The following is a 26449-nucleotide window of genomic DNA, read 5'->3' on the forward strand; positions in this document are numbered from 1 at the left end:
TCACTCGCTTTGGCGGGCCTTGGCCTCGGGCAGCGCATCGGCGAGTTCGTCGACGACCAAGCGTTCGGCGTCGATCTGGCCACGGCTGTAGGCCACCCGCCCCAACGTCTGGGCGAGCACGGGGATGGTGACGCACTGGAACAGCGCCACGAGTACCAGTGGGAGCGCGGCGCCGAGACCGGGCAACTGAAACGCCGTGCCCAGCAGGATAAGGATGAGCCCTACCGTGTCAGGCTTGGCGGCGGCGTGCATGCGGCCCAGGAGCGTGGGGAAGCGCACCAATCCGATCATACCGATAAGGGAGAACAGGGCTCCCAGCGGGATGAGGACGGCGGTGATCCAGTCAGCCGCGGTCATGGGCGCGCCTTTCGGCGAATCGGGCGGCGGTGAGGGTGGCGACGAAGCCGATGAGTGCGACGGTGACCATCAGCCCCACATAGGCGGTGTCGGCGCGCACGGCGGCCTCGACCGCGATGGAGCTGACCAGCAGCACCGACAGGGCGTTGAGGCAGACGAGCCGGTCGAGGACGGAGGGGCCGCGCACCAGGCGCAGCAGGGCGCACAGCGCGCCGAGGCCCAACATGACGAAGGTCGCGATGTAGACGTAGTCCAGGATGGTCAATTCGTACTCCCACCGTTGGCGCGGCGTTGGAACTCGGCCAGATCGTGGTTGGTGCCGAACGCCCGCACGAATAGTTCCTCGGTGCGGCGGATCTGGCGGCGCAACTGTTCCACCGACCGGGGCGAGTTCATGGGGATGCCGTGCATGTAGACGACCCCCTCCTCGCGGTTGAGTTCGATCACCAGGCTTCCGGTGACCAGTGACAGCCCGCCGGTGATCATGGCGAGCAGGAAGTCGGAGTCGGTGCGTAACGGTTCGGCGACGATGGCGCCGCTGGTGCGGTTGGGCCGCCACAGCGAGTGGATGGCCACGCGCACGCTGGAGGCGACGAGGTCGTAGCCGATGTAGGCGACCAGCCGCAGCGCCGCGAGCGGGCGGAAGCTGAGACGCACGGGGATGTGCGGCAGCTTGGCCGCCCAGTAGCACAGCGTGGCGACGATGGCGCCGGCGACGATCGTACCCGGCTCGGGCTTGCCCCACAGGATGACCCACATGGTGGTGAGCAGGACGATTGTGGGCAGCCGGGTCAAGATCCGCCGCAGCCGGGAGCGGTCGGCGGGCACGGCGCTGGTGCTGCGAGGGTCGCCGGGCTCGGCGTGGGACTGGCTCACGGTGTCGGCGCCTCCTCCCCGAGGACGGCGTGGATGTAGGCTTCGCCGTCGACGAGATCGTGGGCGGCGGTGAAGCCGAGTTCGCTGAGCGGCCCGGCGACGAGGGCCACGACGAGCCCGGCGGTCACCATCACGGCGGTCATGGCGGTCATCATGCGCAGCCCGCCCCGGTTGCTGGCGTTGCGGAGCCGCTGTTTGGCCTCGACCATGTCGGGCAGCGGCGTCCCCCAGAACGCGCGGGTCCAGATCCGAAACAGCGCGATCAGGGTGAGGGCGCTGGTGAGCACGCCGGCCGCGATGCCGACGTAGGCCTGCCAGGTGCCGAGGGCGACCCCGGCCTGAAAAAGGGCGACCTTGGCGACAAACCCCGAGGTGGGGGGCAAGCCGGCCAGGCTCATGGCCGGCACAAAGAACAGTGCCGCCAGCACCGGCGACACAGTGGTCAGTCCGCGGATCGCCCGCAGTGAGGTGTGGCCGACGAACTGGCGTATGAGCCCGTTGACGAGGAACAGGCTGGCCTGGGCGACGATGTGGTGGACGAGGTAGAGGAGCACACCGGCCAGCGCCGCCACGGTCCCCAACGCCAGCCCGAAGATCATGAACCCGATGTGGCTCACCAAGGCGAAGGAGGCGACCCGGTTGACGTCGTCTTGGACCAGCGCGCCGAGGATGCCCACGATCATGGTCGCCACGGCCACCCACAGCAGCACGGTGGAGATGTCGTCGCGGGCGAAGAGCAGGGTTTGGGTGCGGATGACCGCGTACACGGCGACCTTGGTGAGCAGGGCCGCGAAGATGGCCGAGATGCGGGTCAGCGCCACAGGGTAGCTGTCGGGCAGCCAGAAGTGCATGGGCACGATCGCCGCCTTGATGCCGAAGACGACGAGGAAGAGCAACGCCAGCACCATGCGCAGCGCCGGCGTGGCGGCGCCGAGCTTGCCCGCGATGTCGGCGAGGTTGATCGTACCGGTCAGCGCGTAGACCAGCGCGATGCCGGTCAGGAAGAGGATGGAGGAGGTGAGGCTGACGAGCGTGTAGATCATGCTGGCGCGTACCCGCGAGCGGGTGGGCGCCTGGGTGATGAGCGCGTAGCTGGCGGTCAGCATCATCTCGAAGCCGACGAAGAGGTTGAACAGGTCGCCGGAGACGAAGCTGAGGCACACCCCCGCGGTCAGCACCAAATAGATCGGGTGGAACACCTGCGGGGTGGCGCGGCTGAGCCCGCCGATGTCTTGCCCGATCGCATACAGCAAGACGATCAGCAGCACGACCGAGGAGACCAGCACCAGCAGCGCCGCCAGCGGGTCGGCCACGAGGGTGATCCCCAGCGGGGCGGGCCAGCCGCCGGCTTGGCTGACCACCACGGTGCCGTCGGCGGTGTGGGCGAGCAGCACGGCGGCGTCTGCCACGACGACGAGCAGTACGAGGGAACTGGCGATCTGCTGGGCCGTGGGCAGGCGGCGCAGCAGCAGCGTGAGCGCAGCCCCCAGCAGCGGGACGACCAGGGGGACGGCGAGGAGGACGTTCACGAGGAGTCCTCCGGTTCGCGCAGCCGGCGGATACGGCGGTCCTCCAGGTCATCGGGGACCTCGTCGGTGTTGTCGCCCAGCCACACCCGGTAGGCCAGCGCCAGCAGGAACGTCGTCACCCCGAAGGTGATGACGATGGCCGTCAACACCAGGGCTTGCGGCAGCGGATCGGAGATTTCGCCGGCGGGGCCGTCGAGGAGCGGCGGCAGCGTGATGGAGTGGTCGGTGAGCATCAGGGACAGGTTGGCGGCGTGGCCGAGTATGACGATGCCCAGCACGACTCGCATGAGCGAGCGCTGCAACAGCAGGTAGAAGCCTGACGAGTACAGCACGGCCACGGCGATGATCAGCAGCAGGCTGGGAGTCGTTATCAAAGCTGCCCTCCCGTGTTACGGCGCCGGCGCCGTTCGCGGCGTCGCCGCTCGGCTCGCGCCTCTTCTTCCTCGGCTTCCATGCGGGCTCCCAGGGCGGCCACCACCGACAGCACCAGCCCCACCACGATCAGGTAGACGCCGGCTTCAAACGCCAGCGCGCTGAGGATCTTGACCTCGCCGAAAAGCGGCAGGGTGAGTGTGACTTTGGTGGTGTCCAGGATGGGGTGGTCGAAGACGAGCGGGAGCCCGGCGGTGCAGCACGCCACCAGCAGTCCCAGCGCCAGCAGCGCGTTGGGAGGCATCGGTATGCCGGCGGCGAGCTCGCGGCGGCCGCCGGCGACGTAGCGCAGCACGTAGGCCATGCTGGCCACGAGCCCGCCGGCGAAGCCGCCGCCGGGACGGTCGTGTCCGGCGACCAGCATGAAGATCGATAGCAGCAGGATCGCCGGGACCAGCAGCCGCACGACGACTTCCAGGAGCACCGACCGGGGGCCGAAGGCGGGACGGGCGGCGGTGCTTAGCCACTGCTCGCGGGGCGCCTCCCAGCCTTCCGGGGGGCCGGCGGTGTCCTCGGAGCGGGGCGAGCCGGGGTCCACGGGCTTTCCGAGCACGGCACTCACCTGCTTTCCTGGTCGGGTGGGGCGGTGTCGGCGGAGCCGCTGCCGGCCGCACTCGCCTCCTGGGTAGTTGAGGAGGCGGTCGCGGCACCGGCCGCTGGGGCGCCGGGCGGGGCGGCTTCCTCCTCGGTGGTGTCGAGATCGGCGTCGGGAGCCTCGACGACACGGTCACGGCGGTTGAGCAGCACCAGCGAGGCGACCGCGATAGCCGCGGTGACGAGCACGACGATCTCGCCAAAAGTGTCGAGGGCACGGAAGTCGGCCAGGATCATGTTGACCAGGTTTTGGCCGCCGGCCTCTTCGGCGCGCTCGGCGAAGCCCCGGGAGACGGGGGCGTCGGTGCGGGCGTGGGTCATCAGCCACAGCGAGACGGCGACGAAGGTGCCGGCAGCCGCGCACAGTAGCGCGGTCAACCGCTTGCCCCACCCGTCGGGGCGGGTGGGAAACACCGCGGGCAGGCGACGCAGCACGAAGACGAGGATGATCGTGGCCAGCGTCTCCACCAGGACCACGGTCAGGGCGAGGTCGGGGGCGCCGTGGAGGACGAACAGGCCGGCGATGCCAAAGCCCATGGCGCTGATGAGGATGAGGGCCGGGAAACGGCGGTGCTCGCGAACCGTGGCCACGGCGGTCACGATGAGGATGAGCGCCACCACCAGCTCCAGCGGGTTATCCCACAGCCGTAGCCCCTCGCTGGGCTGGGGATAGTCCACCTCTTGGCCGATGATGGCCATGAGCAGGCGCACGCCGGGCAGGGCGAGCATCGTCGCCAGGATGATGCCCAGATAGACCGGCAGCGACCCGCTCTGGGCGCGCCGGGTCACCCGCAGCCCCACGGTGAAGATGCCGTGGATGGCCAGGTTGTAGACCGCTTCGGCCTCGGGCCAGCGCGGCAGCGCCTTCTGCGCGCGCGCCACCCGGTCACGCTGGATGAACATGACCACGCCGGCGGCCACGATGAGCGTCGAGACCCCCAACGCCGGAGTGAGGCCGTGCCACAACTCCAAGTGGTAGGACGCGCCGGTGTAGGCGTCGGCGTAGCGCTGGGCGATCGGATCGACCAGGAACGGCAGTACGCCCAACAGCAGCCCTGCCGCTGAGAGCACCACCGGCGCGGCCAGGAAGGCGGCGCTGGGGGCGGGGAAGCGGCGCTCGGCGACGGTCTCCTTGTCGGCGAAGGCGCCCCACAGGAACCGGGCGCTGTAGGCGAAGGTCAGGATCGAGGCCACAACCACCCCGATCAGCACGAGCGTGGCCGCCGACCGCGGCAACGAGCCGAGGTGGCCGGGCAGGTAGGCCGCTAGCGCCGCCTCCTTGGCCACGAACCCCAACAGCGGTGGCAGGCCGGCCATCGACGCCGCAGCCGCGAGCGAGGCGAGCGCCAGCACCGGTGTGCGCCGCCACAGCCCGGAGAGGCCGCTGATACTGCGGGTGCCCGCCTTGTGGTCGATGATGCCGACGACGAGGAACAGGGTGGACTTGAACAGGCCGTGGGCCAGCAGCACACCCTCGGTGGCGAGGGCTGCCACGTGGGTTCCGGTTCCGGCCAGCAGCGTCAGGAACCCGAGTTGGCTGACCGTGCCGTAGGCCAGCAGCAGTTTCAGGTCGTCTTGGCGCAGGGCGCGCCAGCCGCCGATGACCATGGTGGCCAGCCCGGCGGTGAGCACGAGCGCGCGCCAGGGGTCGACGTCGGCGAAGCCGGGGGCCAGGCGCGCGACGAGGTAGACACCGCCTTTGACCATCGCCGCGGCGTGCAGATAGGCGCTGACCGGCGTGGGGGCCACCATCGCCGCGGGCAGCCAAAAATGCAGCGGCGCCTGGGCGGACTTGGCGAAGGCCCCGGCCAGCACGAGCACCAGCGCCACCGGCAACCATGGGCTGTCCACGGGCGGGGCGGCGAGCAGTGCGGAGATGCGGTAGGTGCCGCCGATGTGGCCGAGCAGCACGAACCCGATGAGCATGAGCAGGCCAAAGCCCGCGGTGACGATGAGCGCCTGGATGGCGGAGCGGCGGGCGTGCTCCTTGCGGTCGTTGTGGGCGATCAGCAGGAACGACGAGACCGACGTCAGTTCCCAGAACACATACAGCGCGAAGAGGTTGTCGGTGGTGACCACACCGAGCATGGCACCGGCGAAAACGGCCATCGAGGCGACCAACCGCCCCAGGGCGCGTTCGCGCGCGGGGAAGTAGGCGGCGCCGTAACAGAAGATGACCGTGCCGACTCCCGACACCAGCAGCACCATGGTCAGTGCCAGGGCGTCGAGGCGAAAGTCCAGCGTGATCCCCAAAGCGGGAATCCACGCCACCGAGGCGGTCACCTCGTTACCGGCCAGCAGATCGGACGACTGGGTGAGCGCCCACACAGCCGAGGCTGCCAAGGGAAGACTCGCGACGAGGAACGCGCGCGCTCCGATGGCTCGAACCAGCCACGGAACGAGCACGGCCACGACAGCGTGGGACACGATCAGGTAAGGCAGCAGCATGAGCGAGGCTATCGGCGGTTGGACCGGCGGTTCAGGTGCTTACCGGCCAAGGACGGGACCAGAACGGATGAACGAACCGAACACCCCAAAGGTTAGCCGCAGTCACATTTCTCGATTTGCGCTGACCCGCATCAGGTGTACTATTCGCCGCGCCACTGTCGGACGGATCACCCGGTAACGTTTTGTGTTTCCCCTGTTGAGCGCGGAGGCAACGGGGCGCAGGACGTATATCCGCACATCATATTCCCGCATCCGGCGTGGCTCATCTCCTGGCTGGTGTCGGGGACACCGGCGAACGAGCGGCAACGCTGCCCCGCTGCGCCCCACGTGACCGCTCGCGCCGCGGTTTCCGAAAGGTTGTCGTGGCGCCCGGCTTGGCCGGATGTGCCTACGGTGCGTCACCCAACGTCGCGGCAGGAGCGCCCCGGGTGGGCGTACGGCGGTACGGCGGGGTGTGGCTCTGGCCTGAGGAAAGTATGTGGGGTTTCCCGCCGCTCGTGCCTCAATCGCTTCGCGACCTTGGCAGCCTGGGGTGGGCTTGGGCCAAGGTGGGACGAGCACCACAACGGGCGGACTGAGGCTGGGTCGGGTGCCGCTACTCAACGCCTCCTGAGGCGCCCGCTACCACCGCCCCGCCAAAGGTATCCCCACGACAGCGACACTCCGCACGACAGCGATGTCTTGGGGTACAGCAGCATCCCGCGCGACAAGTGACACCCCCGCGCTGGAGCGGCGCTGCCTCAAGCCGGTGGCTGCCCGCCTCGTTTCCGACCGCCTCCAGCCAAAGCACCCGCACAGGCTGCCGAGATCGCGAAGCGATCGAGGCACGAGCAAACAGCAAGCTTCCTCGGTGCGGGCGGGCGGCAACTCCTCTCAGCGTGGCCACCGGCGGGCTGCCGAGATCGCGAAGCGATCGAACGGCAAACCCTCCATGCACAACCCGCCCCCGGCTTGATAGCCCCATAGAACTCCATCGTTGACCTGCCAGTGACGCCTTGCGGGCGTGAAAATCAGTGCGGGCCTCCCGCTGACGCCGCATGATGCTCTTGGGCCGCCAGACCCGCATAGGAGCCCCCAGGATCGGCGCAGGTGCTCGCCACAATGTCAGCGCTGCCGGGGACGAGGGCGCCGGTGGGCGTGTCTTTTCCCGCCGGTAGCGGGCGAGCCCTCGGTCCTGCCACCCAGCCACCTGAAACTGAAACACGTGATCCCGGTTACAGTGCCCGCCCGGGCTGATCCCCTCGGGGACAGCGGTGGTATGGCGGGGCCGTCTTTGCCGTTGTGCGCCGGGAGCGACCCGCGCCCACCGGCGTTCAGTTCGGCCGTGAACGGGCGTTTCGCCGCCTCACCGACGGCGCATCGGCGGGGTGGTCGAACGATTCATCCCGGCGTGCTGTGCCGGGCGTGTCGTATGAGCGGACATAATGACGGCATGGCCCCTACGACGTCCCAACCTCCCGAGGAACTCGCTGAGAAGATCGTCGACATCGACGTCTCCGAGGAGATGCGCGGCAGCTTCCTGGAGTACGCCTATTCCGTGATCTATCAGCGTGCGCTTCCCGACGCGCGCGATGGGCTCAAGCCCGTCCAGCGGCGCATCATCTACCAGATGAGCGAGATGGCGCTCCGCCCCGACCGGGCGCACGTCAAGTGCGCCCGGGTGGTCGGCGAGGTCATGGGTAAGCTGCACCCCCACGGCGACAGCGCCATCTACGATGCGCTGGTGCGGATGAGCCAGTCCTTTGCCATGCGGGTGCCGCTGATCGACGGGCACGGCAACTTCGGGTCCCTGGGTGGCGACGACGCGCCCGCGGCCATGCGCTACACCGAGTCGCGACTGACCTCGGCGGCCCAACTCATGGCCGCCTCCATCGACGAGGACGTCGTCGACTTCCAGCCCAACTACGACGGCCAGGAAACCGAGCCCGGCGTGCTGCCGGCGGCTTTCCCCAATCTGCTGGTCAACGGAGCCTCCGGTATCGCCGTGGGCATGGCCACCAACATGGCGCCGCACAACCTGGGCGAGGTGATCGCCGCCGCACGCCACCTCATCACCCATCCGGGCGCCAGCCTGGAAGAGCTGATGGAGTACGTGCCCGGCCCCGACCTTCCCACCGGGGGCACCATCGTCGGCCTCGACGGCATCCGCGACGCCTACGCGCGTGGCCGCGGCACGTTCCGGACCCGCGCCACGGTCTCCATCGAGAAGGTGTCGCCGCGGCGCACCGGGTTGGTGGTCACCGAACTGCCCTACAACGTCGGCCCCGAGAAGGTCGTCAGCCGCATCAAGGAACTGGTGCAGGCCAAGAAGCTTCAAGGCATCTCCGACCTGAAGGACCTCACCGACCGCTCCCAAGGGCTGCGGCTGGTCATCGAACTCAAGAACGGCTTCAACCCCGAGGCCGTGCTGGAGGAGCTGTACCGGCTCACGCCCATGGAGGAGACGTTCGGCATCAACAACGTCGCGCTCGTCGACGGCCAGCCCCAGACCCTGGGACTGCGTGATCTGCTCCAGGTCTATGTCGACCACCGGCTCGACGTGGTGCGTCGGCGCTGCCACTACCGGCGCGGCAAACGCGAGGAACGGCTGCACCTGGTCGCGGGCTTGCTCATCGCACTGCTCAACATCGACGAGGTCATCGCGCTGATCCGCGAGTCCGAGGACTCCGCCCAAGCGCGCCAGCGACTGATGGACACCTTTGAACTGTCCGACACCCAGGCACGCTACATCCTCGACACCCCGCTGCGCCGGCTCACCAAATACGACCGCCTGGAGTTGGAAACCGAACGCGATCGGCTCAACAAGGAGATCGCCGAGCTGACCGCGATCCTGGAGTCCGACAGCAAGCTGCGCAAGGTCGTCTCCAAGGAACTGGCCGCTGTCGCCAAGGAGTACGCGACGCCGCGGCGCACCGTGCTCATGGAGGACTCCGGGGTCACCCGCAGCGCCGCCGTGCCGTTGGAGATGGGCGACGACCCCTGTCACGTGCTGCTCAGCAGCAGCGGCCTGCTGGGCCGCAGCAAGGGGGCCGAGGTGCCGCGCATGTACGAGGGGCTGCGTACCCGCCACGACGCGATCGCGGTCTCGCTGCCGACGACGACGCGCGGCGAGGTCGCGCTCGTCACCGACCACGGGCGACTGATCCGGCTACCGACCTTAGAGGTGCCCGAGATCCCCGACGCCAACGATGACGCGCCCCCGATCAGTTCGGGGTTACCAGTCTCGGACTTTGTGGATCTGGGCGAGGACGAACACGTCATCTCGCTGGTGTCGCTGGCCAGCGACACCCCCGGAATCGTCGTGGGCACCCGTGCCGGTGTGGTCAAACGGCTCAGCGCCGACTACCCGCAAAACAAAGACGAGTTCGAGATCATCGCGCTACGCGACGACGACCGGCTCGTGGGGGCCACACAATTGGTCACCGGCGAGGAAGACCTCATCTTCGTCACCTCCGAAGCCCAACTGCTGCGCTTCTCCAGCACCGCCGTGCGCGCGCAGGGCCGCGCGGCGGGCGGCGTGAGCGGGGTCCGGCTGGGCGAGAACGCCCACGCCGTGTGGTTCGGCGCCGTCCCTATGCCCGAGGACTCCGTTGTGGTGACGATCGCCGGCAACTCCGAAGCACTACCGGGCACCCAGGCCGGTTCGGCCAAGGTGACCCCGGTCGACGCCTTCCCCGTCAAGGGCCGGGCCACCGGCGGGATACGCTGCCACCGGTTCCTCAAAGGCGAGGACACGCTGCTGTTCGCCTGGGTCGGTCGGACTCCGGCGCGCGCGTCGCGCGCTGACGGCGGGCCGGTGCGACTGCCCGAGACCGACGAGCGCCGCGACGGCTCCGGAGAGGCGCTGCCCCGCGCGATCGCGGCGGTGGGCACCGCAAAGACCGACACCGGGATGGCAGCGCTGGCCACGGGAAGCTGACCTTCAGGCCCTTCGACACCGACAATGGAGTTACCTGTGAGCACCCCCTTCGACGATGTGGTGACCGCTAACGCCGCCTACGCCGAGAAGTTCGACCTTTCGGGGTTGCAGGCCAAGGCCGCGCGCGGACTCGCCTTGGTGACGTGCATGGATTCGCGGATCGACCCGCTGGGCGCGCTTGGGCTGACCACCGGCGACGCCAAGATCCTGCGCAACGCCGGAGGGCGCGTCACCGACGACACGCTGACCGCGCTGGTGCTGGCCGCCTACCTGCTGGAGGTGGACCGGGTGCTGGTTATGCCGCACACCCGGTGCAAGATGGCGTCCGTCTCCAGCGACGACGAGGTGCACGAAGCGATCAGGCAGGCGAGCGGGGTCGACACCCGCAGTCTGGAGTTCAACACCATCGCCGACCAGCGGGCCGCACTCCGCCACGACCTGGAACGTATCCGGCACCACCCGATGCTGCCGGCCGACCTGGCGGTGGCCGGCGCCATCTACGACGTCGAAACCGGCCAGGTCACGCTGACCGACGACTGACCAGAAGGGGTCACGAGTGTTCGGAGCTTCCGCGAGGGGATGACGGGGAATGCCGTTTTCGGTCAGTCTGTTGTCATGCCCGAAGAAGGGAGACCGCATGGCGGAGACGACATACGAGACTTTCGCCCGTGGCCGTCAGCGCTTCGACCTTGGTGACCCCATCAGTGCGGCCCGCATCCTGGCCCCACTTGCCGAGGCCGAACCCGGTAACCGTTCGGTCCTGGAACTGTTGGGTCGCTCCTACTTCCATTCGGCCCAGCTAGCCAAGGCTGAGGCAACATTCCGCAAGATCATCGAACTCGACCCCGGTGACGCATGGGCCCACCTTGCGCTGGCCCGTTCCCTGGAGCGGCAGAATCGCGAGGCGGAAGCCGGACCGTACCGGCGCATGCACTCGGCTATGGCCGGCGGTTCCCGCGACTGAGCCCATGGCCGACACCTATTGGCCGCCAGGACCACCCCGAGCGGCCACGCGGACCTCGGGGCCGCATCCCACCGGGGTGCGGCCCGTCCGCCGGATAGCCTGTTCCCCATGTCCTCACCCGCTGACCTCCCCGGCCCCGACTGGGTGGAGCACTCGCAGGCGCACGACACGAAAGTGGGCGTTTCTGGTCCGTGGCCCCAGAAACGGGGGTGGCCACGGACCGCTCAGCTCGCTTGGCGCACCTGTTCGAGCCAAACGTTGAGCCGCATACCCAGTGCCACAGCCACACGTTCCAGCACCGGGATGGTAGGCATCGTTCCCCCCGCCTCTAGGCGGGCCACAGCGGGCTGTTTGAGGCCGCTGCGCCGCGCGAGCTCTTGCTGGGTGATCCCGAGCTCCTCACGCTGGTTTCGCACCGCCTCTCCCAGCTCAAAACGGAGCCGCGCGGCTTCATAGGCCGCGCCCGCTCCCGGACGGCTCATAATCTCAGCGCGTTTGTCAGCCCAACTCTTGCGCTCCGGCATCCGCTCACTCCTCATCGGCGGTGTGCGCCTCGACCATACAGCGTCGCATGGCACGCCAGGCGCGTTCGATCTCAACCGACTCGCGCCTCCGCTGCTTGCGGAACACGGTCAGCAAGATGATTCGTCTCCCTGGCGCGATCCAGTAGGTGACACGTACCTGTTGCCGTTCAAGATGGAAGCGCAACTCTCTTAGCTTGCCGTGAAGCTGTTTCGTGTAAGGCTCACCGAGCAGTGCGCCACGCTCAGCCAACAGGTCGATATAGAACGCCGCGGTCTCCTGACTGGATTGGTCGAGCGTGTCGAACCACTGCTCCACCTCGGGTTCGAGTTCCACTTCTCCCCACATCATAACGCTGATGTTATTAATTTGGGAGGAGCTTCACCGGCGGTATCGGAAAAGACGCTCTGGGCGGCCACGCGGACCTCGGGGCCGCATCCCACCGGGGTGCGGCCCGTCCGCCGGATAGCCTGTTCCCCATGTCCTCACCCGCTGACCTCCCCGGCCCCGACTGGGTGGAGCACTCGCAGGCGCACACACGTGCGTGGGTGGACGAGGCGATCCGCAAGGTGATCGCTGACGCCAACCGTTCGGCCGACACCCACCTGCACGTGTTCCCTCTGCCGCCGGAGTGGGGCATCGACCTCTACCTCAAAGACGAGTCGGTGCACCCCACCGGCAGCCTCAAGCACCGGCTGGCCCGGTCGCTGTTCCTCTACGGGCTGGCCAACGGCTGGATCGACGGTGACACCACCATCGTCGAGGCCAGCTCCGGCTCGACGGCGGTCTCGGAAGCCTACTTCGCGCAACTGCTCGGGCTGGACTTCGTCACCGTCGTCCCTCGCAAGACCAGCCCGGAAAAGATCGAACTGATCGAACGCTACGGCGGCCGGTGTCACTTCGTCGACATCCCCGCCGAGATGTACCCCGAGGCCGAGCGGCTGGCCGCTGAGACCCACGGCCACTACATGGACCAGTTCACCTACGCCGAGCGGGCCACCGACTGGCGCGGCAACAACAACATCGCGATGTCGATATTCGAGCAGATGGCCCTGGAGCGCCACCCGGTGCCGGAGTGGATCGTGGTGGGGGCAGGCACCGGCGGCACGTCGGCCACCATCGGCCGCTACCTGCGCTACCGGCGCCACCACACCCGGCTGGCGGTGGTCGACCCGGAGAACTCGGCGTTCTTTCCCAGTTGGGTCCACAACACGCCCGACTACAGCACCGGGACGCCCTCCCGGATCGAGGGCATCGGCCGACCCCGGGTCGAGCCCAGCTTCATCCCCTCGATCATCGACCTGATGGTCCCCGTTCCCGACGCCGCCAGCATCGCGGCCATGCGCCACCTGCATCGGGTCACCGGACTGTCGGGCGGCGGCTCCACCGGCACGAACCTATGGGGGGTGTGGCACCTCGTCGCGCGCATGCTGGAGTCGGACATCCGCGGCAGCGTCGTCACGCTGATCTGCGACAGCGGCGAACGCTACGGCCACAGCTACTACAACGACGACTGGGTGGCCCGGCGTGGCCTGGACCTGGCCCCCTACACCAGCGCGATCGAGCACTTCCTGGCCACCGGCGCCTGGAAGCCGCCCCACTCCCCCACCCACGACGGCTGAAGCGCCACCCCCACACGCCGGTGCTCACCCCACCACCTCGCGCAGTAGCCGGCGGGCCGCGCGCAGCACGGGCTGCCCCCGAGTGGGGGTGACGTTGGCGAGCACGGCCACCCCCGCTTGGGCCGTGGGGCTGAACCCGACGAAGGCGGTGAACCCCCCGGTGCCGCCGGTGTGCCACAGCAGCGTGTGCCCGCGTGTGACGCGGTGCCCCCATGCCAGGGCCATAGCTGGTCCTTCGGCGGAGGCGGCCATCGAATAGCGCGGCACGTGTGTTGCGAGTACGGCCTCGGCCAGCGGCCAGCCGGCCTCCTCGGGGCGCACCTGGGCGCGCAGGTAGCTCAGCAGGTCGGCGGCGCTGGCGCGGAGGCCACCGGCGCCGGCGATCGCGTCGAAGCGCCATGGGGGCACGGGTCGGCCCCGCCGGTGGCCGGTGGCCGCTCGCGTGGCGGGGTCCCCTGCCGGGGGCACACCGGAGTCGGCCATGCCCAGCGGGCGCAGGACCCGCTCGGCGAGGAGCTGCGGGTAACCGGTGCCCGCGACCTCGGCGAGGACCTCGCCGAGCAGGGCGAACCCGAACGTGGAGTAGCGCGGCGGGCCGGCGGCGCGGCGACGCCGGATTCTGGCCGTGGCCCGGTAGAGGTCGGCGCGGGTGTAGCCGGCGTAGGGACCGGCGGACCGGCGCATGGCCATGCGGCAGTAGATCTCGCGGGGCAGGCGAGGCGTGCCGCCGGTGTGGGTGGCCAGCTCGCCCAAGGTGATGGGCGGATCGTCGCGGCGCGGCCGGGCGTGGGGTGGCAGGTGGCGGGTGACCGGGTCGGTGAGGTTGACCTCGCCGCGGACGGCCATCTCGGCGAGCAGCAGGGCCGTGAGGGGCTTGGTGACCGACCCCGTCTCAAAGGCGGTGCGGGTATCGACGGACTCGGGCGAGCCACGCTTGAGGTGGCCGGCGGTGAACAGGGTCTCGTCGGCCGCACCGGGGCCGTGGATGGCCGCCGCGGCCACGCCGGGCACGCCTGCCTCGGTGAGCAGGGCACACAGGTGCTTGCCGGCCAGAGCAAAGCTGGCGCTCACCCCGGCTCCCGCTGCGCGGGCGCGAGGGGACTGAGGGCACGCGACACGGTCAGGGTGGTGGCCACGACGGCGACCACGGTGGGGTGATGGTGGTTGCGAAACGCCCGCTCGGGCTCTTCATGGGGTCGGGTGACCCCGTTGGGCACCATCCCGTCGTCGCGCTGGGCCTGGGCGATGTGCTCCCACACGTGCGGATAGAAATGGGGACGGCGCAGGCAAACACCGACGATGAGGAGTTCGGCGAGCAGGTCCCAGAACCCGGCCTCGTCGAACGTCTCGACCCACACCGGCAGCCAGTGGTGCAGGTAGTCCTCCAACTCCCACGGCAGCCCTTCCGGGGTGGCGCCCCAGTCGGTGAGGTGGAAGACGGTGTGGGTGAGGCCATAGGCGTTGTTGGCGTCGAGCATCCACGGCTCCGGTGTACCGCCCAGCCAGGTGAGGGCGGTGAGCGTGGCGGGGTCGTCGTGGATCGGAATGCCGATCCGGCGGGCGGCGGCCAGGACCGCCAGACGGCGGTTCGGCACCTGCTCGGGCACCCGCGAGGCGCGCAGCCCCGCAAGGTGGGTGGTGAGCTCTTCCAAGGCCGGATGACGGTAGCCGGTGGCGGCGAAGAAGGAGTAGATCTCCAGCGGGTGGGTGGCGGCCGGGGTGTGCTGCTGGAGCTGGTGCAGCAGGTCCCCGTTGTGCAACTCCCGCCAGGCGAACTCCAGCAGGGCTTCGGCGGTGGCCGCGGTGCGCGGCCCCGACACGGCCTCCCGTCTGACGATCCACATGGCCAGCGCCAGTTCGCTCAGCGACTTCAGCGCGTCGCCGTCGATCTCGTGGGCGGGGGTCTCGGACGGCAGCGCGAAACAGGAGCGGACGGCTCCGAGCCAGTCCAGCGCCCGGTCGCCTACCCGGTGGGCCAGTCCGATGGCGACGGTCTCCATCAGTGCTCCGTTTCCGTGATGCGGCGGGCCAACGCCAGCTCCAGCAGCACGCGTGGCTGGTCGGCGCTGAGCAGTTCCAGGTGCTTCAGCGCGGGATCGAGCAGCGGCTCGGCTGCGGCGTGGGTGTCGAGGGCGAGCCAACGCGCCAGGCGAGCGGCGGTGAGGTGGTCGCGGCGCAGCATCGAGCGGGCCAGGCCGCGGGTGAGGTCCACCCGAGCGGCCAGGGTTTCGGCGCGGACGGCGCTGTCGAGGCCGGGAAGCGCCAGTGCGGTGAGCTGTGCCAGGCTCGCGCACCACGCAGGCCATCGCTGGCTCTTGGCGACCTCGGACAGGCCGGGACCGGTGTCGGAGCCGCCGACGGCGGTGAGGCATAGGCCCTCCCATTCGGAGGCGTCTACCCCGAATCGGCGCAGGACGCGGTACAGCGCCCAGTCCCGCGCCGCCCACAGCGGATCGGGCGCCGGTGTGGCCGGCGGTGCGGGGAAGGCCCGCACCGCCGCTCTCACCACAGCGACGTCGCCGGGATCAGGGAGCCGGCCTGAGAGAACGAAGGGGGCCAGCACATCCGTGCCGAGGACACGGACCGCTCCCGGGCCGCTGCCCTGCTCGTCGAGCGCGGCAACCCGCCGCTCCAGCGGGAAGGGGTGCTCGTGATCCCGCAGCGCACGGGTCACGTCGGCGGCCAGCGCCCGGGTGGCGGCCTCGAACCTGGTCGGTGACGCTGAGGTCGACATAGACATCGGTCGTTAGAAGACCTGCGCGCAGGCGAGGTTCTGGATAATGCCCTCGTAGGCGTCCTCGATCGGCTCGCCGTCGTCGGGATCGGCCGACAGCAATGCGGCGGCGGCCAGAGCGAGCAGGGCGGCCCCGCGGGGGGCCGCGTGGGCCGGCATCTGGGCCGTCTCGGTGCTGCTCACCAGCTCGGCCACCGCGGCGCGGTCCATAGCTGTCACCTCGCCGTCGAGGCCCGGCAGGGACGTGTTCGCTGCCATAGTGTTCCTCCAATCCATCGAGAATTCGATTCCTTGAACCAAGATGACCAAAGAAAAACAACAGAAACAAGCCCCCCGCCTTCCATAAACAAAATTATGGACACTGCACAACGCGGGCAAATATGAACTCTTCACACTTAACGCACCCTCTCGCCACCCCCAAGCAACACCCACCACATTTCGCCCCACAAAATTCCTATTAGAAATACAGTGAAAAATATACAGACCGACAAAAAAGGTTTTCTAGAAAAAATATCCACCGAGGAAACGGTTTAACCAACCGGAAGTCGCAGGTCAAAGGCCACATATATCCCGCCCGCCACGGTCATGACAAGCACGGCCACGCGGCACCATACGGGGGACGCGAGAGGAGGGATCTACGCCCACCGACCTCACCAGCGAATTCGATCATGGCTTATCGCCACATGCGGTATCTATCCCATCAGGACGGCCTCAACAGTTTCCTCGAAACAGATCTCTACCCGCCAGCGATCTCGATCGAGGAGCCTACCGACGTGAATCCATTCGCACACAATCGAAGTATCGAGGCCCACGAGAGCGGCGAACTCACCCGCGCTCTCCTCCGGTTTTCGGCGGTTGTACTCAGACCGTCGTCGATCCCTACCGAACTCGCCTCGCAGTGCCGCGGGGCGGGCGGGAGAGCGCCGCTGTGGTTCCGGCTCTTGCGGATCTCGAAGCCGTCCGTCACACCCCTCTAGAGGCGAGGGTGTTGCAACGACCTCTGGAACTCAAGCCCACGCGGGACCTGGGGCGTGGTGTGGAGCGGTACGGAGGAGGGCGCAGGGCGTCTCCCACCGCTCGTGCCTCGATCGCTCCGCGATCTCGGCAGCCCAATGGGGCGGGTCTTCCTGGGGGCGGACACCACGCCCTGACGCCATTCCCGGGGCACTCGCCTGTCGCGTCCCGGGGCGGTAATGGCAACCTCTCACCCCGATGGTCCCCACCTCGTTTGCGGCCACCTCAGCCACCATCCCCCTCAAGCTAACGACGCCACCCACCCCACCCCAGGAACCGCCCCGACCGCTGCCGCAGCGGGGTACTGTTGCCGGCCGGCTGGGAACCGCCCACGCTTGGGCCGCCGAGAACTGCGGGCAAAGTGGGCCGCGGGTGGCCTCAGCGGTCCGAGACCCCTAGCCGCAGGTGCTCGATGTGGTAGACCGCCTGGTCGAGCAGTTCGGCGACATGGTGGTCGTAGAGCGCGTAGCTGATGCTGCGGCCATCGCGCGTTCCGATGACCAGACCGAGGTTGCGCAGCAGCCGCAACTGGTGTGAGACCGCCGACTGGGTCATGCCAACCGTCTCGACGAGTTGGCCCACCGTTTGCGGCTCGGCGCGCAGCGCGGTCAGGATCAGCAGTCGGCTGGGCGTAGCGAGCGCCTGTAGCGTCTCGGCGACCGCCGCGGCTCCAGCGGCGTCCAACCGCGCCGGGCCCGCCGAAACCGTCGCGGACATATCACTCGCCTTGTGCCCCATGTCCGCAATGGTACGGGGCACGCCACGGCACCACATCCCACGCAGGGGCCACATCACCGCCACCCCCAAACCAATCATCAAATGAAGACGTCTTCATATGTACGTGTATGGTTGGTCGGGTCGTACCGCCGATCCGGAAGGGCCACCGATGCCCCCGACCGTCGCCACCGCACAGGAGCACCAGCCCCACTCCTGCCCACGCGGCGCGCCGGCCACGTCCCGCACCCCGATATTCGCCGTGGCCGAGGCGCGCTGGGCGACTGTAGCCCTTGCCCTGTTCGCACTGGCCGCCACTGCCGATTTCCTCGGCGCACCGCCATGGCTGCACCTGCCGCTGTACGCCGGCTGCTACCTCGCCGGAGGCTGGGAGCCGGCCTGGGCGGGACTACGCGCGCTGCGGGACAAGACCCTGGACGTGGATTTGCTGATGGTGATCGCGGCAGCCGGCGCCGCCGCGATCGGCCAAGTCTTCGACGGCGCCCTGCTGATCGTGGTCTTCGCCACCTCCGGCGCGCTGGAGGCCCTGGCCACCCGCCGCACTGAGGACTCCGTCCGCGGCCTGCTGGACCTCGCCCCTCCCCGTGGTTCCCGGCTGCGCTCCGACGGCAGCGAGGAACTCGTAGCAGCCGAAGACCTGGCTGTGGGTGAGGAAATCCTCGTGCGCCCCGGTGAACGGATCGCCGCCGACGCGGTGGTGATCGAGGGCGCCAGCGAGGTCGACCAGGCCGGCATCACCGGCGAGGCGCTGCCCGCGGCCAAGGAAGCCGGGCGCGAGATCTTCGCCGGAACGATCAACGGCACCGGCACGCTGCGGGCACGGGTCATCCGGCCGGCCCACGACACGGTCGTGGCGCGCATCGTGGCGATGGTGCGCCAGGCTTCGGCCACCAAGGCGCGCGTGCAACTGTTCATCGAACGCTTCGAGCAGCGCTACTCCGTCGGCGTGGTCGTCGCCACCGTGGCGCTGTTCTGCGTCCCCCTCTTGCTGGGCTCCGACGTGGAGTCGGCACTGCTGCGCGCCATGACCTTCATGATCGTCGCCTCACCCTGCGCGATCGTGCTGGCCACCATGCCGCCACTGTTGGCGGCCATGTCCACCGCCGGACGTCACGGCGTGCTCGTCAAAAACGCCGTGGTGCTGGAACGCCTCGCCGACACCAGCGTGGTGGCCCTGGACAAGACCGGGACCGTCACAGCGGGCCGGCCGGTGTTGGAGGAGGTCCGCCTCCTCGGCGAGGCTCCCCTGGAACACGAACAGGTGCTGCGGCTGGCTGGCGCGGCCGAGTACCCCAGCGAGCATCCCCTAGCCACTGCCATCGTCACCGCCAGCCGGCAGGCGAAAGTGACCGTGACCGGCGCGAGCGACTTCGTCTCCCTGCCCGGGCGCGGGGTCACGGCCACCGTGGACGGACACCGAGTCGAGGTCGGCACCGCCGACCGGCTCGCGATCAGCGGCCCGGCGGCACAGCGGGCAAGGACGGTCGCGCACACCATGACCGACGCCGGACACACTGCCGTGGTGGTGGCGCGCGACGGGGTTCCCGTCGCCGTCCTTGGCGTGCGCGACGTGGCGCGCCCCGAGGCTGCCGACGCACTGCACCGCTGCACCACCCTCACCCGCACCCCGCCGCTGCTGCTCACCGGCGACAACGCCGCCGCAGCGGCGCGGGTGGCCGCGTCGGTGGGGATCACTGATGTGCGGGCTGGGCTGCTCCCCGAGGACAAGGTAGCCGCAGTGAACGAACTGAGCCAGCGCGGTGAACGGGTCGCGCTGGTGGGCGACGGGGTGAACGACGCGCCGGCGATGGCCACCGCCCACACCGGTATCGCCATGGGGCAAGCGGGCACCGACGTCGCTTTGGAGACCGCCGACGCCGTCGTGGTGCGTGACGAGCTGCACGCGATCCCGACCGTCATCGCGCTCGCGCGACGCGCCCGCCGGCTCGTCATCGCCAACCTGGTGATCGCGGGAACGGTGATCGTGGGGCTGGTGACATGGGATCTCGTGGGGACGCTGCCGCTCCCGCTCGGCGTGGCCGGCCACGAGGGCTCTACCGTGCTCGTGGCCCTCAACGGGCTGCGGCTGCTGCGTTCCAAAGCCTGGCGTGACGCTCAAGGCTCCTGAGGTGCCATGAAGACGGCCCCCGTGCCGTGCGCGGGGCGGGGCCGGCCAGCGAACCGGCGGCAGCGCGCCGCCACTATAGGGGCGCACCCACTGCGCCGAAGGTGCCCTCGGCTGCGCGCGACCGGCCGCTGTGCAGAGAAGGCCCTTGCCTGAGCACCGCAATGCCACGAGCGCCTCGGCCGCTCCGGTAGCACCCGTGCGGCGCTACGGCGCCGTGGCTCATGCGTCGATGCGCGACAGGTCCAGATCCTGGGCGCTCTTGGCCAGAAACTCCCGCCGGGGAGCGACCTCGTTGCCCATGAGCAGGCTGAAGACCCGCGTGGCCTCCTCGGCGTCCTCCACACGGATACGGCGCAACGTGCGGTAACGCGGGTCCATCGTGGTCTCGGCGAGCTGGTCGGCGTCCATCTCCCCCAGCCCCTTGTAGCGCTGCACCGGCTCCTTCCAGGTGAAGCCCTTCTGCTCCAGCTCCAACAGCTTGGCGTGCAGCTCGGCGTCGGAGTAGGTGTAGATGTACTTGTCGCGCTGCTTGGCGCCGCGCTTCTTCTTGCCGATGTTGGTGAGCTCAACCCGGTGCAGCGGCGGCACGGCCGCGTAGACGCGCCCGCTTTCCAGCATGGGGCGCATGTAGCGGTAGACCAGCGTCAGCAGCAGACAGCGAATGTGCGCGCCGTCGACATCGGCGTCGGCCATAAGGATGACGCGACCGTAGCGAGCGGCGTCGACGTCGAAGGTGCGGCCGGAACCGGCCCCGATGACCTGGAGAATGGCCGCGCATTCGGCGTTTTTGAGCATGTCGGCTACTGACGACTTCTGCACGTTGAGGATCTTGCCCCGGATCGGCAGCAGCGCCTGGAACTCGGAGTCGCGGGCCAGCTTGGCCGTGCCGAGCGCGGAGTCGCCCTCCACGATGAACAGTTCGCTGCGGTCAAGACCCTCGCTGCGGCAGTCGACCAGCTTGGCCGGCAGCGCCGAGTTTTCCAGTGCGTTCTTGCGCCGCTGGTTCTCCCGCTGCTGCCGGGCAGCCATGCGCGCCTTGGCGGCGTTGACGACCTTGTCCAGCACCGCACGCGCCTGCTGCTTCTCGGTGCGCTTGGTTGAGGTGAGGAAGTGCCGCAGATCCTTGCCCACCACTTGGGAGACGATCCGGCTCGCCGCTGACGTGCCCAAAATCTCCTTGGTCTGGCCCTCGAACTGCGGCTCGGGCAGTCGCACCGTCACCACGGCGGTCAGCCCTTCGAGCACGTCCTCCTTGACCACCGGGTCGTCGTTGGTCTTGAGGAGTTTGCTGCTGCGCAGTTGGTCGTTGATCACCCGCACCAGGGCACGCTCAAAACCGGCGAGGTGGGTGCCCCCCTTGGGGGTGGCGATGATGTTGACGAAGGAGCGAACCGTTGTGTCGTAGCCGGTGCCCCACCGCAGCGCGATGTCGACTTCAAGTCTGCGTTCGACCTCGGTCGGGGTCATGTGGCCCTCGTCGTCGAGCACCGGGACCGTCTCGGTGAACTGCCCGCTGCCCTGGATGCGCAGCACGTCGCAGATCCCCTCGTCAGGGGCGAGATAGGTGCAGAACTCGCCGATGCCACCCTCGAAACGGAACTCCTCCTCGTAGGGAGTCTCCTCTTCGACGCGCTCGTCTCGAACCGCGATCGTCAGTCCCGGGATGAGGAAAGCGGTCTGGCGGGCCCGGTCGAGCAGCGAGTCGCGGGAGATCTCGGCTTCCTTGAGGAAGATCTGCCGGTCGGCCCAGAAACGGACCCGCGTTCCGGTGACCTTCTTGGCGACGCGGCGCACCTCCCTCAAGCCGGTGCCGGGGGTGAAGTCGGCGTCGGGGCCGGCGTCGGCGAACTGGCCGGGGATGCCGCGCCGGAAGCTGATGGCGTGGGTGTGGCCCTGCCGGTCCACCTCGACGTCCAACCGCCCCGAGAGCGCGTTGACGACCGAGGCGCCCACCCCGTGCAGGCCACCTGAGGCCATGTAGGAGCCAGAACCGAACTTGCCTCCAGCGTGCAGCTTGGTCATGACAAGTTCCACACCCGACAGCCCAGACTTGGGTTCGACGTCGACGGGGATGCCCCGACCGTTGTCACGGACCTCAACGGAGCCGTCACGGTGCAACACGACGTCGATGCGGGTGCAGTGGCCACCGAGCGCTTCGTCGACCGCATTGTCGATGATCTCCCACATACAGTGAGTAAGACCACGGCTGTCGGTGGACCCGATATACATACCTGGCCGCTTGCGAACCGCCTCAAGGCCTTCCAGGACCGAAAGGTGTCGCGCGGAGTAATCCTCGGGGTCGTGGAGGGCTGCTGGGAGGGCGGTCACGTGGACTCTCCTGCTTATCGGGGGCTGATCGGGCACACAGCGAGCGCTTCCCACTCGTTGTCGGTCGAGCGTGCGCGCTTACTTGAATACGCCATAGGCACAGTAGTTCGAATTGCAGGGTAGCGGCACATACGACCATCCGCGTAGTGCGGCACAGTACCGGGTAGGAGGAGGAGCAACGATCTCAACGACCCAGAACGGCTTAGAGAGCTACATCACAAACCTGGCCGATTCCGCTGTCGGCGTACAGAAGGCCTGGTTGGGAAGTTCTTGATCCGGTTAGATGTTGTCCCGAGTGACTAACGCCGAGTATTGAGGAAGGCGAAGTGACTGGAACCCTTGCCCCCACGCAACAGTTGACGGCAGCCGACCGCTGCGATCGTTGCAACGCGCAAGCGTATGTCCGAGTGGTTCTCAACTCTGGTGGCGAACTGCTGTTCTGCGCTCACCACATGCGCCAGCACGACGACTCGATCCGCAAGATGGCCTCGGAGATCCAGGACGAGACCGACCGGCTGCACGCCTCGACGCCAGCCGTTGCCCCCGATGAAGAGCGTTAGGGCTCGAAAAAAGACTTGCAGCGGTGGCCCTGTGAGAACGGGGCCGCCGCTGATTCGTATGCCGTGACCTTCCCGCCCAGCCCTCGCCGACTGTGCAAAGCTCTGGCCGCCGGAGAGGTTTCCCACGCCGTGCTCCCGAGGCGGCCCACCGATAGCCGCGCACCGTCGCCGTAGCACCACCTCGGGCGATCGCATTGCTAACACCGGGGCTACGCACCAGCGCCCCACGCGCCATGGTCGCGCCCCGTCGTGCCCTAAGGCGCCGCAGGCTCACCATGCTCCCGAAACCGCCGCTGTGCCCGTGACGGCCCGGTCGTGGCCCTACAAGCACCCGCCGGTTTCTGCCGTACGCGCCCGTCACGCATACCTAGACTCGACGGGCGGCCCACAGCCTCGCCTGCCTGGGCCGGGAAACAGCGAGCCCACCGACCAAGAAAGACCAAAAAGCCAGCCCATGCTCATCCTGCTACCGCCTTCGGAGGGCAAGGCCGCCGCTGGAGACGGCCCGCCGCTGGACCTGGCGACGCTGAGTCTTCCGGAAATCAACGGGGCACGCGCGCAGGTCCTGGAGGAGCTGGAAGAACTGTGCGCCGGCCCCGCTGAGCGGGCCCGCACAGTCCTGGGGCTCTCCGCACGCCAGATGGGCGAGGTGGAGCGCGACCGCTCAGTGCGCACAGCGGCCACGCTGCCGGCCTGCCGGCTGTACACGGGCGTGCTCTACGACGCGCTGCGCCTCCCCGAACTCTTGGCGGGAGACTCCGCCGCTGTAACCCGCGCCTCGGTGGTGATCTTCTCGGGGTTGTGGGGTGTGGTTACCCCGGAGGACCACTTACCGCCCTACCGCCTCTCGATGGGCGTGAAACTGCCCCGACTGGGAGGGCTGGGCGCGTTCTGGCGCGGCCACCTGAGCGAGCCGCTGACAAAGCAGGCCACGGGACAACTGATCGTCGACTGCCGCTCCGCGGCCTACGCCGCCGCGTTCAAGCCCGACCCCGACACGGCCGGCCACTCGGTGAGCGTGCGCGTGTGCAGCGAGCGAGTGGTCAACGGCGAGACCCACCGGTCGGTGGTGAGCCACATGGCCAAGGCCACGCGCGGCGCGGTCGCCCACGATCTTCTGGCTGCCCGTGTCGACGCGGAGACGCCGCAGGAACTGAGCGCGGCACTGCACGACCTGGGCTACCGGGTCGAACTCGGCCCACCGCCGCGCCACGGCACGACCCGCACCATGGACGTGATCGTGGCCGAGACCTCGGGTGGCGGTCACAAGAAGGGGCCGTAGTCACGCCGGCCGGCGGCCCGGCTTCACGTGATGGGCCGTGGCGGGCGGGAGAGATTCGGGCGCCTCCCCCGCCACGCCAAGCGCACCGGCTCCGGCCAGACCGCAGCGCCACCGCCACAGCACCGAGCGGCGGAGCGTTTGTGCAGCGTAACGAATAGATCTCGGTGCTTTATCCCGTCCATACACGCTGTAAGGCAGCATCGTGAGTGTCGGATGACGGGGATCACCGCGTTTCCGCCGCAGGAGCGTCCGGGCTTCGCCACACCACGGGCGCCCCGGCGGCGGAAGACGCCGGGCATGCCGGGCCGGCCGGTGCGACCGGCCCGGCACACCGGACAGAGCAGGCGAGCCAGCCACACACGGTAGTCATGGCCAAGCGACTATCTCGTACCTCAATCCAGGTAGTCGCGGAGCACCTGAGAGCGAGACGGATGGCGCAGCTTCGACATCGTCTTACTCTCTATCTGGCGGATTCGTTCCCGAGTGACCCCGTAGACCTTCCCTATCTCGTCGAGGGTCTTGGGTTGGCCGTCAGTAAGCCCGAAGCGCATGGAGACCACGCCGGCTTCGCGCTCAGACAGCGTGTCGAGTACGGAGTGGAGCTGTTCCTGGAGGAGGGTGAAGCTGACCGCCTCGCCGGGCTGGATCGCCTCGGAGTCCTCGATGAGGTCACCGAACTCGCTGTCGCCGTCCTCACCCAACGGAGTGTGCAGCGAGATGGGCTCGCGCCCGTACTTCTGCACCTCGACGACCTTCTCCGGAGTCATGTCGAGTTCCTTGGCCAACTCTTCCGGAGTGGGCTCGCGCCCGAGGTCTTGCAGCATCTGGCGCTGTACCCGGGCCAGCTTGTTGATGACCTCGACCATGTGCACCGGGATGCGGATGGTGCGCGCCTGGTCGGCCATGGCGCGGGTGATGGCCTGGCGAATCCACCACGTGGCGTAGGTGGAGAACTTGTAGCCCTTGGTGTAGTCGAACTTCTCCACCGCACGGATCAGCCCGAGGTTGCCCTCCTGGATGAGATCGAGGAAGAGCATGCCGCGCCCGGTGTAGCGCTTGGCGAGCGAGACCACCAGCCGAAGGTTGGCCTCCAGCAGGTGCTTCTTCGCCCGGCCGCCGTCGTCGGCGATCCATTCGAGCTCGTCGCGGAAGTCCCTGCTGAGTTCGTGGCCGTCCTCGGCGAGCTTCTCCTCGGCGAACAGCCCCGCCTCGATACGTTTGGCCAGTTCCACCTCCTGCTCGGCATTGAGCAGCGGCACCTTCCCTATCTGTTTCAGATAGTCCTTGACAGGGTCGGCGGTGGCACCGGCGGCGATGACCTGAGCGGCGGGCGCGTCGTCGTCATCCTCGTAAAGGACAAACGACTCGTCATCGGAGGTGTTGGCGGCGGCCTTCTCCGGGATACCGGCGGTTTCGGGTTTGAGTCCGGAGCCCGCGACAGGACCATCAACGCTCTCGGGGCTGTCGTCGCTGTCGTCGACGAGCTCCAGTTCAGCACCGGCGTCCTCAAGGTCGTCGGTGGCCTCCAGCTCAAGGGTCTCCTCGTCCTCCGTGGATTCGAGGACGACCTCGTCCTTGGTGTCCTTGGCCTTGGTCGCGCCGTCGTTGGCCTCGGCGGCGGGCGCGTCAGCGGTGACGGCCTCGTCGGTGGTCGCCTTGGCCGATTCCTCGGTCTCAGTCTCGGCCGTCTCGGACGTCGTTGTAGCGGAGGACTCCTTGGTGGCGGCCGAGCTCTTCGAGGAGTTGCTCTTGGCCGAGGACTTCTTCGTCGACTTCGACGACCTCTTGGTCTTGGCCGAACTAGTCGAACGTTTGGTGGTCCCCTCGCCACTGTCCGAAGACGTGGCCTCGTGCTTCTTCGAAGCGGTGGTGGTCGCCGCATCGGCCGTGTCGACCACGGCGGTCACGGTGTCAGACTGCTCTTGGGCAGCCGCCGCCCGCTTGGCCTGGGCCCCACCGTTCTTTGCGGCGGCCGTCTTGCGGCGCGTGGACTTGCGGCGCGCCGGTGCGGACTCTTCGGCCCCCACAACCAGAGTGACGCCTTCTTTGGTCAAGCTGCGGAGCACGGCCTGGGCCCGCGACATCGGAATGTCGGCCTCTTCAAAGGCACGGCGCACGTCCTCGGGCTCAAGGTACCCCTGGGACCGCCCACGCTCGATCAACTGCTGGATGACGGGCTCGTGCAGCGACTCCGACTGCTTCGAGCGGGTCGAACTGGCAGGTGACACAAACACCTCTCGAACGGACGTGTGGCGAGATTGCTGGACCCGGCGGCCCGAAGAGTCAGGAGGGAGAGTGTCACTCATTCCTCGCTCAAGCCCGGGGTCGTCCCCGCGTGAACGGGGCATCGTTTTCACTAGAGCGTACGTGCCATCTCTAGCGTTCTGACACGTGCGCCCAGTAGG

23 protein-coding genes are annotated in these 26449 nt (G+C 68.4%); 7 read left to right on the forward strand and 16 right to left on the reverse strand.

The annotated features are described in order from the left end of the window. Genes mnhG through mbhE form a run of 7 tightly spaced genes read right to left on the reverse strand, consistent with a single transcriptional unit; the run spans nt 1 to nt 6236 of the window. Nucleotides 1-357, reverse strand: a complete 357-nt coding sequence (gene mnhG, locus ABD848_RS00175) for a monovalent cation/H(+) antiporter subunit G (protein ID WP_344966168.1) — start codon at nt 355-357, stop codon at nt 1-3. Beyond that, complete coding sequence (locus ABD848_RS00180; protein ID WP_344966169.1) at nt 344-622, reverse strand: monovalent cation/H+ antiporter complex subunit F; 279 nt, start codon at nt 620-622, stop codon at nt 344-346. Before ABD848_RS00180 ends, mnhG begins: the two co-directional genes overlap by 14 nt. After that, entirely contained in the window at nt 619-1233 is a 615-nt protein-coding gene (locus ABD848_RS00185) for a Na+/H+ antiporter subunit E (protein ID WP_344966170.1), read from the reverse strand. The genes ABD848_RS00180 and ABD848_RS00185 overlap by 4 nt, the downstream gene beginning before the upstream one ends. After that, entirely contained in the window at nt 1230-2762 is a 1533-nt protein-coding gene (locus ABD848_RS00190; RefSeq protein WP_344966171.1) for a Na+/H+ antiporter subunit D, read from the reverse strand. The genes ABD848_RS00185 and ABD848_RS00190 overlap by 4 nt, the downstream gene beginning before the upstream one ends. Further along, nucleotides 2759-3136 carry a sodium:proton antiporter gene (locus ABD848_RS00195; RefSeq protein ID WP_344966172.1) on the reverse strand — a complete coding sequence of 126 codons (378 nt, stop codon included), beginning with the start codon at nt 3134-3136 and terminating at the stop codon, nt 2759-2761. Before ABD848_RS00195 ends, ABD848_RS00190 begins: the two co-directional genes overlap by 4 nt. Beyond that, complete coding sequence (locus tag ABD848_RS00200; RefSeq protein ID WP_344966173.1) at nt 3133-3756, reverse strand: MnhB domain-containing protein; 624 nt, start codon at nt 3754-3756, stop codon at nt 3133-3135. The genes ABD848_RS00195 and ABD848_RS00200 overlap by 4 nt, the downstream gene beginning before the upstream one ends. Further along, on the reverse strand, nt 3753-6236 hold the full coding sequence (gene mbhE, locus ABD848_RS00205; protein WP_344966174.1) for a hydrogen gas-evolving membrane-bound hydrogenase subunit E: 2484 nt from the start codon (nt 6234-6236) through the stop codon (nt 3753-3755). Before mbhE ends, ABD848_RS00200 begins: the two co-directional genes overlap by 4 nt. A 1432-nt stretch (nt 6237-7668) precedes the next feature. Here mbhE and ABD848_RS00210 point away from each other — a divergent pair. The 3 genes from ABD848_RS00210 to ABD848_RS00220 all read left to right on the forward strand — a co-directional run bounded on the left by ABD848_RS00210 (nt 7669) and on the right by ABD848_RS00220 (nt 11119). Further along, nucleotides 7669-10155, forward strand: coding sequence for a DNA gyrase/topoisomerase IV subunit A (locus ABD848_RS00210; protein ID WP_344966175.1), 2487 nt, complete (start codon nt 7669-7671; stop codon nt 10153-10155). Nucleotides 10156-10179: 24 nt separating this feature from the next. Then, nucleotides 10180-10695 carry a beta-class carbonic anhydrase gene (locus ABD848_RS00215; RefSeq protein ID WP_344966176.1) on the forward strand — a complete coding sequence of 172 codons (516 nt, stop codon included), beginning with the start codon at nt 10180-10182 and terminating at the stop codon, nt 10693-10695. A gap of 97 nt (nt 10696-10792) precedes the next feature. Further along, nucleotides 10793-11119, forward strand: a complete 327-nt coding sequence (locus tag ABD848_RS00220) for a tetratricopeptide repeat protein (RefSeq protein ID WP_344966177.1) — start codon at nt 10793-10795, stop codon at nt 11117-11119. A gap of 224 nt (nt 11120-11343) precedes the next feature. Here ABD848_RS00220 and ABD848_RS00225 read toward each other — a convergent pair whose 3' ends face one another. Both ABD848_RS00225 and ABD848_RS00230 read right to left on the reverse strand, forming a co-directional pair. Then, the gene (locus ABD848_RS00225) at nt 11344-11643 is read right to left on the reverse strand and encodes a helix-turn-helix domain-containing protein (RefSeq protein WP_344966178.1); all 300 of its coding nucleotides are present in this window, start codon (nt 11641-11643) and stop codon (nt 11344-11346) included. 4 nt (nt 11644-11647) lie between these two features. Beyond that, nucleotides 11648-11992, reverse strand: coding sequence for a type II toxin-antitoxin system RelE/ParE family toxin (locus ABD848_RS00230; RefSeq protein WP_344966179.1), 345 nt, complete (start codon nt 11990-11992; stop codon nt 11648-11650). A 128-nt stretch (nt 11993-12120) separates the two neighbouring features. Between ABD848_RS00230 and cds1 the strand changes: the two genes are divergently transcribed. Then, nucleotides 12121-13263: an L-cysteine desulfhydrase Cds1 gene (cds1, locus tag ABD848_RS00235; RefSeq protein ID WP_344966180.1), complete on the forward strand. Its 1143-nt coding sequence runs from the start codon at nt 12121-12123 to the stop codon at nt 13261-13263. Nucleotides 13264-13287: 24 nt separating this feature from the next. Here cds1 and ABD848_RS00240 read toward each other — a convergent pair whose 3' ends face one another. The 5 genes from ABD848_RS00240 to ABD848_RS00260 all read right to left on the reverse strand — a co-directional run bounded on the left by ABD848_RS00240 (nt 13288) and on the right by ABD848_RS00260 (nt 17728). Continuing rightward, nucleotides 13288-14334, reverse strand: a complete 1047-nt coding sequence (locus ABD848_RS00240; protein ID WP_344966181.1) for a serine hydrolase domain-containing protein — start codon at nt 14332-14334, stop codon at nt 13288-13290. Continuing rightward, on the reverse strand, nt 14331-15263 hold the full coding sequence (locus tag ABD848_RS00245; RefSeq protein WP_344966182.1) for a DUF6895 family protein: 933 nt from the start codon (nt 15261-15263) through the stop codon (nt 14331-14333). Before ABD848_RS00245 ends, ABD848_RS00240 begins: the two co-directional genes overlap by 4 nt. Then, nucleotides 15263-15997, reverse strand: coding sequence for a hypothetical protein (locus tag ABD848_RS00250; protein ID WP_344966183.1), 735 nt, complete (start codon nt 15995-15997; stop codon nt 15263-15265). Before ABD848_RS00250 ends, ABD848_RS00245 begins: the two co-directional genes overlap by 1 nt. Before the next feature lie 12 nt (nt 15998-16009). Further along, nucleotides 16010-16255 carry a hypothetical protein gene (locus ABD848_RS00255; protein WP_344966184.1) on the reverse strand — a complete coding sequence of 82 codons (246 nt, stop codon included), beginning with the start codon at nt 16253-16255 and terminating at the stop codon, nt 16010-16012. 1134 nt (nt 16256-17389) lie between these two features. Next, the gene (locus tag ABD848_RS00260; RefSeq protein ID WP_344966185.1) at nt 17390-17728 is read right to left on the reverse strand and encodes an ArsR/SmtB family transcription factor; all 339 of its coding nucleotides are present in this window, start codon (nt 17726-17728) and stop codon (nt 17390-17392) included. Between the two features lie 169 nt (nt 17729-17897). Here ABD848_RS00260 and ABD848_RS00265 point away from each other — a divergent pair, with 169 nt between their 5' ends. Next, nucleotides 17898-19874 carry a heavy metal translocating P-type ATPase gene (locus ABD848_RS00265; protein WP_344966186.1) on the forward strand — a complete coding sequence of 659 codons (1977 nt, stop codon included), beginning with the start codon at nt 17898-17900 and terminating at the stop codon, nt 19872-19874. A 219-nt stretch (nt 19875-20093) separates the two neighbouring features. Here ABD848_RS00265 and ABD848_RS00270 read toward each other — a convergent pair whose 3' ends face one another. Beyond that, on the reverse strand, nt 20094-22202 hold the full coding sequence (locus ABD848_RS00270) for a DNA gyrase/topoisomerase IV subunit B (protein ID WP_344966187.1): 2109 nt from the start codon (nt 22200-22202) through the stop codon (nt 20094-20096). 326 nt (nt 22203-22528) lie between these two features. Here ABD848_RS00270 and ABD848_RS00275 point away from each other — a divergent pair, with 326 nt between their 5' ends. Both ABD848_RS00275 and yaaA read left to right on the forward strand, forming a co-directional pair. Further along, nucleotides 22529-22762: a DUF7455 domain-containing protein gene (locus ABD848_RS00275; RefSeq protein ID WP_344966188.1), complete on the forward strand. Its 234-nt coding sequence runs from the start codon at nt 22529-22531 to the stop codon at nt 22760-22762. 454 nt (nt 22763-23216) lie between these two features. Beyond that, on the forward strand, nt 23217-24044 hold the full coding sequence (gene yaaA / locus ABD848_RS00280) for a peroxide stress protein YaaA (RefSeq protein WP_344966189.1): 828 nt from the start codon (nt 23217-23219) through the stop codon (nt 24042-24044). Nucleotides 24045-24436: 392 nt separating this feature from the next. Here the strand turns inward: yaaA and ABD848_RS00285 are convergent, their stop codons facing one another. Further along, the gene (locus ABD848_RS00285) at nt 24437-26161 is read right to left on the reverse strand and encodes an RNA polymerase sigma factor (RefSeq protein WP_344966704.1); all 1725 of its coding nucleotides are present in this window, start codon (nt 26159-26161) and stop codon (nt 24437-24439) included. Nucleotides 26162-26449: the final 288 nt, after the last annotated feature.

Origin of the sequence: Salinactinospora qingdaonensis (assembly GCF_039539445.1) — a bacterium.
Classification (GTDB): domain Bacteria; phylum Actinomycetota; class Actinomycetes; order Streptosporangiales; family Streptosporangiaceae; genus Salinactinospora; species Salinactinospora qingdaonensis.